The 13,515-nt window shown below is 60.2% G+C and carries 12 protein-coding genes; 11 read left to right on the top strand and 1 reads right to left on the bottom strand.

Going from position 1 to position 13,515, the window contains the following annotated elements; all coding sequences use genetic code 11:
- The first annotated feature begins 122 nt into the window (after positions 1 to 122).
- The 8 genes from PSH66_RS23035 to PSH66_RS23000 all read left to right on the top strand — a co-directional run bounded on the left by PSH66_RS23035 (position 123) and on the right by PSH66_RS23000 (position 9,427).
- Positions 123 to 968, top strand: a complete 846-nt coding sequence (locus PSH66_RS23035) for an ATPase (protein WP_305427704.1) — start codon at positions 123 to 125, stop codon at positions 966 to 968.
- A gap of 347 nt (positions 969 to 1,315) precedes the next feature.
- Positions 1,316 to 2,575 (top strand): AGE family epimerase/isomerase, encoded by a 1,260-nt coding sequence (locus tag PSH66_RS23030; RefSeq protein WP_003175734.1) that lies wholly within the window; start codon positions 1,316 to 1,318, stop codon positions 2,573 to 2,575.
- 104 nt (positions 2,576 to 2,679) lie between these two features.
- The gene (locus tag PSH66_RS23025) at positions 2,680 to 3,966 is read left to right on the top strand and encodes an ABC transporter substrate-binding protein (RefSeq protein WP_003175733.1); all 1,287 of its coding nucleotides are present in this window, start codon (positions 2,680 to 2,682) and stop codon (positions 3,964 to 3,966) included.
- Positions 3,967 to 4,134: 168 nt separating this feature from the next.
- Entirely contained in the window at positions 4,135 to 5,043 is a 909-nt protein-coding gene (locus PSH66_RS23020; RefSeq protein WP_003175732.1) for a carbohydrate ABC transporter permease, read from the top strand.
- Entirely contained in the window at positions 5,036 to 5,881 is an 846-nt protein-coding gene (locus tag PSH66_RS23015) for a carbohydrate ABC transporter permease (RefSeq protein ID WP_003175731.1), read from the top strand. Before PSH66_RS23020 ends, PSH66_RS23015 begins: the two co-directional genes overlap by 8 nt.
- 2 nt (positions 5,882 to 5,883) lie before the next feature.
- Positions 5,884 to 7,044 carry an ABC transporter ATP-binding protein gene (locus PSH66_RS23010; protein ID WP_305427703.1) on the top strand — a complete coding sequence of 387 codons (1,161 nt, stop codon included), beginning with the start codon at positions 5,884 to 5,886 and terminating at the stop codon, positions 7,042 to 7,044.
- A gap of 87 nt (positions 7,045 to 7,131) precedes the next feature.
- On the top strand, positions 7,132 to 8,478 hold the full coding sequence (locus tag PSH66_RS23005; protein WP_003175729.1) for a carbohydrate porin: 1,347 nt from the start codon (positions 7,132 to 7,134) through the stop codon (positions 8,476 to 8,478).
- A gap of 103 nt (positions 8,479 to 8,581) precedes the next feature.
- Entirely contained in the window at positions 8,582 to 9,427 is an 846-nt protein-coding gene (locus PSH66_RS23000; protein ID WP_003175728.1) for a D-hexose-6-phosphate mutarotase, read from the top strand.
- Between the two features lie 53 nt (positions 9,428 to 9,480).
- Here PSH66_RS23000 and PSH66_RS22995 read toward each other — a convergent pair whose 3' ends face one another.
- Positions 9,481 to 10,341 carry a MurR/RpiR family transcriptional regulator gene (locus PSH66_RS22995; RefSeq protein ID WP_170039859.1) on the bottom strand — a complete coding sequence of 287 codons (861 nt, stop codon included), beginning with the start codon at positions 10,339 to 10,341 and terminating at the stop codon, positions 9,481 to 9,483.
- 219 nt (positions 10,342 to 10,560) lie between these two features.
- On the opposite strand from PSH66_RS22995, the gene zwf reads away from it, so the two are divergent.
- The 3 genes from zwf to PSH66_RS22980 are packed head-to-tail and all read left to right on the top strand — an operon-like array spanning position 10,561 to position 13,410.
- Complete coding sequence (gene zwf / locus PSH66_RS22990) at positions 10,561 to 12,027, top strand: glucose-6-phosphate dehydrogenase (RefSeq protein ID WP_003175726.1); 1,467 nt, start codon at positions 10,561 to 10,563, stop codon at positions 12,025 to 12,027.
- Positions 12,014 to 12,727 carry a 6-phosphogluconolactonase gene (gene pgl / locus PSH66_RS22985; RefSeq protein ID WP_305427702.1) on the top strand — a complete coding sequence of 238 codons (714 nt, stop codon included), beginning with the start codon at positions 12,014 to 12,016 and terminating at the stop codon, positions 12,725 to 12,727. The genes zwf and pgl overlap by 14 nt, the downstream gene beginning before the upstream one ends.
- Positions 12,728 to 12,744: 17 nt before the next feature.
- Positions 12,745 to 13,410, top strand: a complete 666-nt coding sequence (locus PSH66_RS22980) for a bifunctional 4-hydroxy-2-oxoglutarate aldolase/2-dehydro-3-deoxy-phosphogluconate aldolase (RefSeq protein ID WP_042945189.1) — start codon at positions 12,745 to 12,747, stop codon at positions 13,408 to 13,410.
- Positions 13,411 to 13,515: the final 105 nt, after the last annotated feature.

Raw genomic sequence — 13,515 nt, 5'->3', positions numbered from 1 at the left:
CACCAGGCAACATATCGGGAACCGAATTCAGGGTTCCGGGTCGATCAGTGCGACGCGACTGCGGTTTATACTCCGCTCGCTCGGCTCTCCCGCCAGCCACCTCACCGATTCAGGGTTGATACATGCGTAACGATGCCAACGACGATTTCGACAACGTTCCCAGCCTGCGGGCCGACCTTGGGGATGACGATGATTTCGAACCTTCCCCGGCCACTTCGGTGCGTTCGCGAAACACGCCCGTGGTCAAGGTCAAGGGGGCCAGCACCGGCCCGCTGTGGGCGTTGATCGGTGCGCTGCTGATCGCCTTTGCCGGCCTGGCCTGGTGGAGCTTCCAGCAGATCTCGCTGATGGGCCAGCAGTTGGTCGCCACCCAGGAAAGCTTTGCGCGCATCAGCGAAGAAGCGGCGGGGCGCCTGCAGGATATTTCCGGCAGGGTGGTCGCCAGCCAGGCCAGTGTGAATAACGGCAGCGAGGCGCTCAAAGCGCAGATCAAGCAGCTCGAGAGCCAGTTGCAGGAACAGAGTAAGCAGCAGCTCGGCGTTGCCGGCCAGGCCACCGACCTGGACAAACGCCTGGCGCAAATGACCGCCAGTACTACCGAACTGTCGGGTGCCAATGCCAAGCTGCAAGGCCAGGTGCAAGCCCTGACCGATGCGGTAGCCACCCTCAAGGCGGCTCAAGGGGACGTCGGCAGGCGCGACAATGAGATCAAGGAACTGGCCGCCGACGTGGCCGCGCTGAAAAAACAAGGCAACCCAAGCGCCGCCATTGCCCGTCTTGAACAGGACTTGGTGGTACTCAAAAGCGCGCAGGACGCCCAGCCGGCCAATAACGATGCGCCGACCAATAAAGAGTTCGATGTGTTCCGCATCCAGACCACGCGCAATATCACCACTTTGCAGAGCCAGGTGCAGAACCTGCAACAGCAGCTCAACACGCCGGCGAAGATCACCCCGCTTGGTCAATGATTAAAACCTAATGCCAGTCAGTTAAGGGACAGCACTGTATCTGTGGCGAGGGAGCTTGCTCCCGTTGGGCCGCGAAGCGGCCCCTCTCTTTGTTTACACAGAATGGGACTGCTGCGCAGTCCAACGGGAGCAAGCTCCCTCGCCACAGGTCACTTTTTACCTCTTCAAAGCCTTAACTGACTGGTAGGGCGAGTCCCCTCCCACTTTTTGGATTGGCGCCAAGTTAAATAATGCTCGCTGGTAGCATTGTCACCACTCGGTGACATTTCCCATCCCCTTCGTTACTTGCCCCGTTCACGCCCTTGTTTAGACTCCTGTCACCCCACAAAAAACAATAAGGGCCGCCCATGACCACGCAACCACTGCCTGCCAGCAGTTGGCTCAACGCACCTGCCCATCACGCCTGGCTCGCCGCCGAAGGCCAGCGCCTGCTGTCATTCGCCAAGGCCTCCCGCCTGCCGGACGGCTTTGGCAACCTCGACGACAAAGGCCAGCTCCCATCCGCTGCCCACGCAGAGACCATGAACACCGCGCGCATGACCCACAGCTTCGCCATGGCGCATGCCATGGGCTTGCCGGGGTATGCCGAGCTGGTTGAGCACGGGGTGGCGGCCCTCAGTGGACCTTTGCGCGACAGTGAGCATGGCGGCTGGTTCGCTGCGCCGCAGGCGGTGGATGGCAATACCGGCAAGGCTGCGTATCTGCATGCGTTTGTCGCCCTGGCCGCCAGCTCTGCGGTGGTGGCGGGTGCGCCGGGTGCGCAAACCCTGCTCAATGACGCCATTCACATCATCGACCAGTTTTTCTGGAGCGAGGAGGAGGGCGCCATGCTTGAGTCCTTTGCCCGCGACTGGAGCGGCCTGGAAGCCTATCGCGGCGCCAACAGCAACATGCACGCCACCGAAGCGTTTCTCGCCCTGGCCGATGTGACCGGTGATACGCGCTGGCTGGACCGCGCACTGCGCATCGTCGAGCGCGTGATCCGCACTCACGCGGCCGGCAACCAATTCATGGTGATCGAGCATTTCGACAGCCAATGGCAACCGCTGCTCGGTTACAACGAAGACAACCCCGCCGACGGTTTCCGCCCCTACGGCATCACCCCCGGCCACGGTTTCGAGTGGGCGCGGCTGGTCTTGCACCTGGAAGCCGCGCGCCTGCACGCCGGGCTGGTCACGCCGGATGGGTTGGTCGGCGACGCCAAGGGGCTGTTCGCCAGTGCCTGTGAGTTCGCCTGGAATGTGGACGGCGCCCCCGGCATCGTCTACACGCTGGACTGGCAGCATCAGCCGGTGGTGCGCGAGCGCCTGCACTGGACTCACGCCGAAGCCAGTGCCGCGGCCCAGGCCCTGCTCAAGCGTACCGGTGAGACTCACTACGAAACCTGGTACCGGCGGTTCTGGGAATTTTGCGACACCCATTTCATCGACCGCCGCCACGGCAGCTGGCACCACGAACTCAGCCCGCACAACCAGCCCAGCAGCACCATCTGGGGTGGCAAGCCGGACCTGTACCATGCCTGGCAAGCGGTAGTGCTGCCTGCACTGCCCTTGGCGCCGAGCATGGCCAGTGCTTTAGGCGCTGGGCGCTATGTCACCAAGTGGTGACATTTGTGCATCCCTTTGTTACCTGCGCTCAAAAAAACCATGTTTAAACTCCGTGCAGCGCAAGCTCCAGACTTGCATGCATAACAACAAGAAAAGGTATTCAGATGAACGCGATTAATCGCCTCGCCGTAGCTATTTCCGTTGCCTCGTTGTTTCCTCTCAGTGCATTTGCCGCCGACTCCAAAGGGACGGTTGAAGTTGTGCATTGGTGGACCTCGGGCGGCGAAAAAGCGGCTGTAGATGTCCTGAAGGCCCAAGTCGAGAAAGACGGCTTCACCTGGAAAGACGGTGCCGTCGCCGGTGGCGGTGGCGCCACGGCCATGACCGTGCTCAAAAGCCGCGCGGTCGCCGGCAACCCGCCAGGCGTTGCCCAGATCAAAGGCCCCGACATCCAGGAATGGGCGTCCACAGGCCTGCTCGACACCGACGTCCTCAAAGACGTGGCCAAAGAAGAAAAGTGGGACTCCCTGCTCGACAAGAAAGTCTCCGACACTGTGAAGTACGACGGTGACTACGTCGCCGTACCGGTCAACATTCACCGTGTGAACTGGCTGTGGATCAACCCGCAAGTCTTCAAGAAAGCCGGCATCACCAAGAACCCCACCACCCTCGAAGAATTCTACGCCGCCGGCGACAAGCTCAAGGCCGCGGGCTTCATCCCGCTCGCCCATGGTGGCCAGCCTTGGCAGGACAGCACCGTATTCGAAGCGGTGGTTCTGTCGGTGATGGGCGCTGATGGCTACAAGAAAGCCCTGGTCGACCTGGATAACGCTGCGCTGACCGGCCCGGAAATGGTCAAGTCGCTGACTGAGCTGAAGAAAGTCGCGACCTACATGGACGTCGACGGCAAAGGTCAGGACTGGAACCTGGAAGCGGGCAAGGTCATCAACGGCAAGGCCGGCATGCAGATCATGGGTGACTGGGCCAAGTCCGAATGGACCGCCGCCAAGAAAGTCGCCGGCAAGGACTACGAGTGCGTAGCCTTCCCAGGCACCGACAAAGCCTTCACCTACAACATCGACTCCCTGGCGGTGTTCAAGCAGAAAGACAAAGGCACTGCTGCTGGTCAGCAGGACATCGCCAAAGTCGTCCTGGGTGAAAACTTCCAGAAGGTGTTCAGCATCAACAAGGGTTCGATCCCTGTGCGCAACGACATGCTGAACAAAATGGACTCGTATGGCTTCGACTCCTGCGCCCAGACCGCCGCCAAAGACTTCCTGGCTGACGCCAAGACCGGCGGCCTGCAGCCAAGCATGGCGCACAACATGGCCACCACCCTGGCCGTGCAAGGTGCGTTCTTTGACGTCGTGACCAACTACATCAACGACCCGAAAGCCGACCCGGCCGACACCGCCAAGAAACTTGGCGCTGCGATCAAGTCTGCCAAGTAACACCCTATGTAGGAACCCGATTGCTGTGGCGAGGGAGCTTGCTCCCGCAGGGGTGCGTAGCGCCCCCAAAGGCGGCGCTGCCGCGCAGCCGAACGGGAGCAAGCTCCCTCGCCACAAAAAGCGGGTTCCTACAGGCTGTAGTCCTTTTTCCTTGTATTGGATTTCCCCATGAGTTCTGTTGCTGTGTTCAGCAAAGCCTCGCCGTTCGATGCACTGCAGCGCTGGCTACCCAAACTGGTGCTGGCGCCCAGCATGTTCATCGTGTTGGTGGGCTTCTACGGCTACATCCTGTGGACGTTTGTGCTGTCGTTCACCACGTCCACCTTCCTGCCCAGTTACAAATGGGCGGGCCTTGCGCAATACGAGCGGTTGTTCGACAACGATCGCTGGTGGGTAGCGAGCAAGAACCTGGCGCTGTTTGGCGGCATGTTCATCGGCATCACCTTGGTGATCGGCGTGACGCTGGCGATTTTCCTCGACCAGAAAATCCGTCGCGAAGGCTTTATCCGCACCATCTACCTGTACCCGATGGCGCTCTCGATGATCGTCACCGGTACCGCCTGGAAATGGCTGCTCAACCCGGGCATGGGCCTGGACAAACTCCTGCGTGACTGGGGCTGGGAAGGTTTCCGCCTGGACTGGCTGATCGATCCGGACCGCGTCGTTTACTGCCTGGTGATCGCTGCTGTCTGGCAAGCCTCGGGCTTTATCATGGCGATGTTCCTCGCCGGCCTGCGCGGTGTTGACCAATCGATCATCCGTGCGGCCCAGATCGATGGCGCGAGCCTGCCGCGCATCTACTGGAGCGTGGTGCTGCCCAGCCTGCGTCCGGTGTTCTTCAGTGCGGTGATGATCCTGGCGCACATTGCGATCAAGAGCTTCGACCTGGTGGCGGCAATGACCGCCGGTGGCCCGGGCTACTCGTCCGACCTGCCTGCAATGTTCATGTACTCGTTCACCTTCAGCCGTGGCCAGATGGGCATGGGTTCGGCCAGTGCAATCCTGATGCTCGGTGCGATCCTCGCGATCATCGTGCCTTACCTCTACTCCGAGCTGAGGACCAAACGTAATGACTAGTCTCGCCTCCAAACCCGCCATCAGCCTGAGTCGCATCGCGATCTACGCGGTGCTGATTCTCGCGGTGCTGCTGTACCTGGTGCCGCTGGTGGTGATGTTGCTCACCAGCTTCAAGACCCCGGAAGACATCACCACCGGCAACCTGCTGAGCTGGCCGACCGTAGTCACCGGCATTGGCTGGATCAAGGCCTGGGATACGGTGGATGGTTACTTCTGGAACTCGATCAAGATCACCGTTCCGGCCGTGCTCATCTCCACCGCCATCGGTGCGCTGAATGGCTACGTGCTGTCGTTCTGGCGCTTCCGCGGTTCGCAGCTGTTCTTCGGCTTGCTGCTGTTCGGCTGCTTCCTGCCGTTCCAGACCGTACTGCTGCCGGCGTCGTTCACCCTCGGCAAGATGGGCCTGGCCAGCACCACCACGGGCCTGGTGTTTGTGCACGTCGTCTACGGCCTGGCGTTTACCACGCTGTTCTTCCGTAACTACTACGTGAGCATCCCGGATGCGCTGATCAAGGCGGCACGCCTGGACGGTGCGGGTTTCTTCACCATCTTCCGTCAGATCATTCTGCCGATGTCGACCCCGATCATCATGGTCTGCCTGATCTGGCAGTTCACTCAAATCTGGAACGACTTCCTCTTCGGCGTGGTGTTCTCCAGCGGCGACTCCCAGCCCATCACGGTGGCGCTGAACAACCTGGTCAATACCAGCACCGGGGCCAAGGAATATAACGTGGATATGGCGGCGGCGATGATCGCCGGGCTGCCGACCCTGCTGGTCTATGTGATCGCAGGCAAGTATTTCGTGCGCGGCCTCACGGCCGGCGCGGTCAAGGGGTAATCATGGCTACGCTTGAACTTCGCAATGTAAACAAGACCTATGGCGCCGGCCTGCCCGACACCTTGAAGAACATCGAACTGTCGATCAAGGAAGGCGAATTCCTGATCCTGGTCGGCCCGTCGGGCTGTGGTAAATCCACGCTGATGAACTGCATCGCCGGCCTGGAAACCATCACCGGCGGCGCGATCATGATCGGTGATCAGGACGTGAGCGGCATGAGCCCCAAGGATCGCGACATCGCCATGGTGTTCCAGTCCTACGCGCTGTACCCGACCATGAGCGTGCGCGAGAACATCGAGTTCGGTCTCAAGATCCGCAAGATGCCCCAGGCCGACATCGACGCTGAAGTGGCGCGCGTGGCCAAGCTGCTGCAGATCGAGCACCTGCTCAATCGCAAGCCGGGCCAGCTCTCTGGTGGTCAGCAACAGCGTGTGGCCATGGGCCGTGCGCTGGCGCGTCGCCCGAAGATCTACCTGTTCGACGAACCGCTGTCCAACCTCGACGCCAAGCTGCGCGTCGAGATGCGCACCGAAATGAAACTGATGCACCAGCGCCTCAAGACCACCACCGTCTACGTGACCCACGACCAGATCGAGGCGATGACCCTGGGCGACAAAGTGGCGGTGATGAAGGACGGCATCATCCAACAATTCGGCACGCCGAAAGAAATTTACAACGACCCTGCTAACCTATTTGTGGCAAGCTTTATCGGTTCACCACCCATGAACTTCGTTCCCATGCGCCTAAAACGCAAAGACGGTCATTTGGTTGCGCTGCTCGACAGCGGCCAGGCCCGTTGCGAATTGCCGCTGAGCATGAACGACACGGGCCTGGAAGACCGCGATGTGATCCTGGGCCTGCGCCCGGAGCAAATCGTGCTGGCGACGGGTGAAGGCAATGGGACGTCGAGCATTCGTGCCGAAGTCCAGGTCACCGAGCCCACCGGCCCGGACACCCTGGTGTTCGTGCAGCTCAATGACACCAAGGTGTGCTGCCGTCTTGCACCGGACGTAGCACCCCAAGTGGGGGAGACGCTGACCCTGCAATTCGACCCGGCCAAGGTCTTGTTGTTCGACGCCAACACCGGCGAGCGCCTGGGCACCGCTTCTTCATTGCCCGCACAGGGGCATGCCGACAATGTGGCCCAATTCAAGGGTCGCTGAAGCAGTTAACGTGTTGTTTTAATTGAAAAAAATGTAACCCGCGTTAGATAAAAACAGTTTAATAACAATAAAGACGAGGATGTAGGGATGAAAAAGCAACACAACAACACCCGGCTGATCTGCCAATTGTCAGCGGCAGCAGCCCTGGTATTGTCCGCCAATGCGATGGCGGCCGATGCATTCAGCGCCGATTCCAAGTGGATGACCGGCGATTGGGGCGGCGAACGTACCAAGCTGATCGAGCAAGGTATCGACATCAAGGCTGACTACGTAGGGGAGATGGGCTACAACGCCCACGGCGGTTATAACGACGACAAGACCGGTCGCTATTCCGACCAGTTCGGTCTGGGCGTGGCACTGGACCTGCAAAAACTGTGGGGCTGGGATAACACCCAGGCCAAGATCCAGTTCACCAACCGTAATGGCCAGAACATCTCCAACGACCGCATTGGCGACCCGCGTGCCGGCACGCTGAGTTCGTCCATGGAAGTCTACGGTCGTGGCCACATGGTGCGTCTGACCCAGTTCTGGATCCAGCACCAGATGTTCGACAACAAGCTGGATGTGAAGCTCGGTTACTTCGGTGAAGGCGAAGACTTCAACACCTTCCCATGCGACTTCCAGAACCTGTCGTTCTGCGGCTCGCAGGTCGGCAACTACGTGAACACCTGGTACAACTGGCCGGTCAGCCAGGCGGCGATCCGCGTGAAGTACAACATCACGCCAGAGCTGTATGCGCAAATCGGTGCCTACAACCAGAACCCATCGCAGCTGGAACACGGCAACGGCTTCAAGCTCAGCGGCAGCGGCACCAAGGGCACCGTGATTCCGGTGGAATTGGTCTGGTCGCCGAAGGTTAATAACCTGCCGGGCGAATACCGTGTGGGTTACTACAAGAGCGCGGCCGATGCTCCGGATGTACGTGAAGACGTCAACGGCGGCAATGCTGTCCTCACTGGCGCGGACTTCCGTACCCGCAGCAGCAAGAAAGGCTACTGGTTCGTCGCCCAACAGCAACTCACCACGCACAACGGCGACGCTTCCCGTGGTCTGAACATCGCGGCCAACGCGACCTTCCACGACAAGGAAACCAACCTGGTCGACAACTATCAGTCGCTCATGCTGGTGTACAAAGGCCCATTCGATGCGCGTCCAAAAGACGACGTCGGTATTGGTGCCGCGCGCCTGCACGTCAACAATGACGTGAAGAAAAACGCGGAACTGCTCAATGCCGCCAACGGCGTCAGCGACTACGACAACCCGTTGTACACGCCGATCCGCGAAACCGAATACAACTTCGAAATCAACTACGGCTTCCACGTTACCAACTGGCTGACCGTGCGTCCCAACCTGCAATACGTCGTGCAACCTGGCGGCGTGGATAAAGTCGACAACGCGTTGGTGGCTGGCCTGAAAATCCAGTCTACGTTCTAACGCTGTTGCGATAAGCTCCTTCTCTCTGTGCGCATTTTGCGGGTAGCCATGGCTATCCGCTTTTTTTTGGGTGGCACTGTGAAGATATTCAGGACCGTGGCACATGCATGAGCAACCGCTGCAACGTTTTTTCAGATCCCTGCGTGAACGTCCGGTGTTCGCCTGGGAGCGCTTTCAGCTGCGCGACGTGTTGGTGATCGACCACCCGCTGTGCCAGGCGGTGTTCAGTCGCCAGGGCGCACAACTGCTGCATTTTCAGCCCCGTGACCAGAAACCCTGGTTGTGGTGCGCGGCCAAGTGGCCGCAGGTCGGCGCCATTCGGGGCGGCGTGCCGGTGTGCTGGCCGTGGTATGGCCGTCACCCGAGCGAAAACGCATGGCCCTCCCATGGCTGGGCGCGGTTGATCGATTGGAAACTGCTCGACAGCAGCACCGACGACGACGGCGTGCGCCTGCATTGGCAATTGCAGCTGTGCGACTGGCAGGTCGACCTGCACGCGCACCTGGGCGAAACCCTGGAGCTGCGCCTGAGCACCGAGCATCAGGACGAGTTGCCGTGCCAGTTGAGCCATGCGTTGCACGCTTACTGGCGTATTGGTCACGTCGACGAGATAGCGCTGTCTGGGCTCGACGGTGCGCAAGGTTACGACCAGCTCAATCGCCAGGCTTGCCAGCAGGAAGGCGAATTGCGGGTGGAGGGTGGGTGCCAGCGAGTCTTCAGGCACGAGGGCGAGTTGCAGCTCAAGGATCACGCCTGGCAGCGCGAACTGTGCATCGACACCGGTGACAGCGCCAACACCGTGGTGTGGCACCCGGGCAGTCGGCCGCTATTGGGCGTGAGTTTCAACGAGGCGTCGGGGTTTGTGTGTGTGGAGTCGGCGATGGCCGGGGCCAGTTTGGCGCCGGGAGAGAGGGCACACCTGAGTCTACAGGCTAGAGCGGGGGCTTAGCGGTGTGGCTGATGGCCCCCGAAGAGGCCAGTGAAGCCAACGCACATACCGGCTTAGTTGAACTCATCCCCCACAGGATATCGGCTGTCATTCAGACTCTCTTTGATCTTGCGCAAATGCGGCTGGAAATCCACCCCGCGACGCAAGGTCATGCCGGTCGCCAGCACGTCCAGCACCGTCAATTGGATGATCCGCGAGGTCATCGGCATGTAGATATCGGTGTCTTCCGGCAGTGGAATGTTCAGGCTCACCGTACTGGCCTTGGCCAGCGGCGAGTTCTCGGCGGTTACGCCCAACACGGACGCACCGTTTTCGCGGGCGATACGCGCCACTTCCACCAGTTCACGGGTACGCCCGGTGTAGGAAATAATCACGAACAGCTCGCCGGTATGCGCGACCGACGCGATCATGCGCTGCATCAGCACGTCGGCATGCGCGGTGACCGCCAGGTTGAAACGGAAGAACTTGTGCAGCGCATCCATGGCCACCGGTGCCGAAGCGCCGAGGCCGAAAAAGTGGATCTGCCGCGCCTGGATCAACAGATCCACGGCCTTGCTGATAAGGGCTGGGTCCAGCGCCTGGCAGGCACTGTCCAGGGACGCGATGGCGCTGCCAAAGATCTTCTGGGTGTAGGCCTCGGGATTATCATCGGCTTCCACGGCGCGGCTGACATACGCGGCACCACTGGCCAGGCTTTGCGCCAGTTGTAATTTGAGTTCAGGGTAACCGCTGACGCCGAACGAACGGCAGAAACGGTTGACCGTCGGTTCACTGACCGAAGCGGCTTGGGCGAGGGCGGCGATAGAGAAGCGGGTCGCCTGCTGCGGGTTGAGCAGGATGACCTCGGCGACTTTTTTCTCGGCCTTATTCAATTCTTCGAGGCGGTTCCGGATCTGTTCCAGAAGATTTCGCACGCGGTCCATTCAGTCTTTCCTTCGGGCGACGATGCAAATAAAAGGCGGCAGCCAATCGACGAGTGGCTTTTCGCGGTGGCCTATCCTACTGAGGGTAGCTGAACACCACCACTCGGAATGCGTATTTCGGGAAAATGTTGTGGTTATTACTACATTTTTCCTTGAGTGATGCCTTGAAAAAAGGTATTTGTAGCTTAACTTGATAAAAGAACAAACATCATGCCTTTGATAACCGTAGAACCCTGCACCTTTGCCCTGTTTGGCGCCTTGGGTGATCTGGCGCTGCGCAAGTTATTTCCTGCCCTCTATCAACTCGATGGCGCCGGGCTGCTGCACGAGGATACGCGCATCCTGGCCCTGGCCCGTGAAGCCGGCTCCGAACAGCAGCACCTGGCCCATATCGAAAAAGAACTGCGCAAATACGTCGGCAAGGAACTGGAAGAGACCATCGTCCAGCGTTTCCTCGCGCGACTGACCTATGTGCATGTCGACTTCATGAAGGCCGATGACTACGTGGCCCTGGCTGAAAAAGCCGGCACCGAGCAACGCCTGATCGCCTACTTTGCTACCCCGGCGGCGGTGTACGGCGCGATCTGCGAGAACCTGTCCAAGGTCGGCCTGGCGGAAAACACCCGTGTGGTGCTGGAAAAACCCATCGGTTCGGACCTGGAGTCCTCGCGCAAGGTCAACGACGCCGTGGCGCAGTTCTTCCCGGAGAACCGCACCTACCGCATCGACCACTACCTGGGCAAAGAGACCGTCCAGAACCTGATCGCGCTGCGTTTCGCCAACAGCCTGTTCGAAACCCAGTGGAACCAGAACTACATTTCCCACGTGGAAATCACCGTGGCCGAGCAGGTCGGTATCGAAGGCCGTTGGGGTTACTTCGACAAGGCCGGTCAGCTGCGGGACATGATCCAGAACCACCTGCTGCAGCTGCTTTGCCTGATCGCCATGGACCCGCCGGCCGACTTGTCCGCCGACAGCATCCGGGACGAGAAGGTCAAGGTGCTCAAGGCCCTGGCGCCCATCAGCCCGGACGGCCTGACCACCCAGGTTGTACGCGGCCAGTACATCGCCGGCTACAGCGCCGGCAAACCGGTGCCGGGTTACCTGGAAGAAGAGAATTCCAATACCCAGAGCGATACCGAAACCTTCGTCGCGCTGCGTGCCGATATCCGTAACTGGCGTTGGGCCGGGGTGCCGTTTTACCTGCGCACCGGCAAGCGCATGCCGCAAAAGCTGTCGCAGATCGTCATCCATTTCAAGGAACCGTCCCACTACATTTTCGCCCCCGAGCAGCGCTTGCAGATCAGCAACAAACTGATCATCCGCCTGCAGCCGGACGAAGGGATTTCCCTGCGTGTGATGACCAAGGAGCAGGGCCTGGACAAGGGCATGCAACTGCGCAGCGGCCCGCTGCAACTGAATTTTTCCGACACCTATCGCAGCGCACGCATCCCCGATGCCTACGAGCGTTTGTTGTTGGAAGTGATGCGCGGCAATCAGAACCTGTTTGTTCGCAAAGATGAAATCGAAGCCGCGTGGAAGTGGTGTGACCAGTTGATCGCCGGGTGGAAGAAATCCGGTGATGCGCCCAAGCCGTATGCGGCGGGGTCATGGGGGCCGATGAGCTCCATTGCACTGATCACGCGGGATGGGAGGTCGTGGTATGGCGATATCTGAATTGAAACTGCCTCAGGGCGTGACTGCCCATGAGTACCGTTCGCCGGTGCTGCTGGCAGAGGGCCTGGCCAATGACGTGGCCGAGCAGCTGCGCGGGGCCATCAGTGCCCGTGGCGAGGCGACCCTGGTGGTGTCCGGTGGCCGCAGCCCCGTGGCGTTTTTCCAGCACCTGGCCAAGCAAGGCCTGGACTGGTCCAAGGTCACCATTACCCTGGCCGATGAACGTTGGGTGCCGGTGGAGCACGCCGACAGCAATGCCGGCTTGTTGAAGCAGCACCTGTTGCAGGGCCCGGCTGCCAAGGCCCGATTTCTGAGCCTGTACAGCGCGACGCCAACCCTTGAAGACGCCGCCGAGCAGGCCGATCGCCTGCTGGCCGAACTGCCGGCCATTGATGTGCTGGTGCTGGGCATGGGCGATGACGGTCACACCGCCTCGCTGTTTCCCAACAGTCCCAATCTCGCCGAAGCACTGAAGGCCGACGGTACCCGCCGTTGCTGGCCGATGCTCGCGCCGACCGTGCCGCACCAGCGCCTGACCATGAGTCGCGCCTTGCTGGCCACGGCCAATTACACCGTGCTGTCGATTTCCGGCAGTTCGAAGTTGACGACCTTGAGCGCCGCCCTGGCCAGTGACGACGTTGCTGCCATGCCGATTCGCGCGTTTTTGCAACCTACATTAGAGATTTACTGGTGCCCATGAGCCAAGGATCAGCCGCTATGAAAAGCCCTCAACCCACCGTGTCCATGGCGGACAAAGTTGCCCTGATCGACAGCCTCTGCGCCAAGGCGCGGATCCTGCCGGTGATCACCATCGCCCGTGAACAGGACATTCTGCCGCTGGCCGATGCCTTGGCAGCCGGTGGCTTGACCGCATTGGAAGTGACCCTACGTTCCGAGTTCGGCCTCAAGGCCATCCAGGTATTGCGTGAGCAGCGCCCAGAACTCTGCACCGGGGCGGGCACCGTACTCGACCGTCACATGCTCGATGCGGCTGAAGTGGCGGGCTCGCAATTTATCGTCACCCCAGGCATCACCCGCGATCTGCTGGAAGCCTCGGTGCACAGTCCTATCCCATTGCTGCCTGGCATCAGCAATGCCTCCGGCATCATGGAGGGCTATGCCCTGGGTTACCGCCGCTTCAAGCTGTTCCCGGCCGAAGTCAGCGGCGGCGTGGCGGCCCTCAAGGCGCTGGGCGGCCCGTTCGGCGAAGTGAAGTTCTGCCCGACCGGCGGCGTCGGTCCGGCCAACATCAAAAGCTACATGGCGTTGAAAAATGTCATGTGCGTGGGCGGTAGCTGGATGCTTGATCCGGAGTGGATCAAGAACGGCGACTGGGCCCGCATTCAGGAAGTCACCGCACAGGCGTTGGCGCTGCTGGATTGATCTGATCTACCGAATCGTTGTTGCTGTGCTTAACGGCATTTTTGCGGTGCACTTGGTCGGTGTACCGCTTTTTTTTGCCTGTAGAAAAATCGAGAGCGCCCCATT

Origin of the sequence: Pseudomonas sp. FP597, assembly GCF_030687435.1 — a bacterium.
Classification (GTDB): domain Bacteria; phylum Pseudomonadota; class Gammaproteobacteria; order Pseudomonadales; family Pseudomonadaceae; genus Aquipseudomonas; species Aquipseudomonas lactucae.
This window is presented reverse-complemented; position numbering and strand designations above follow the sequence as displayed.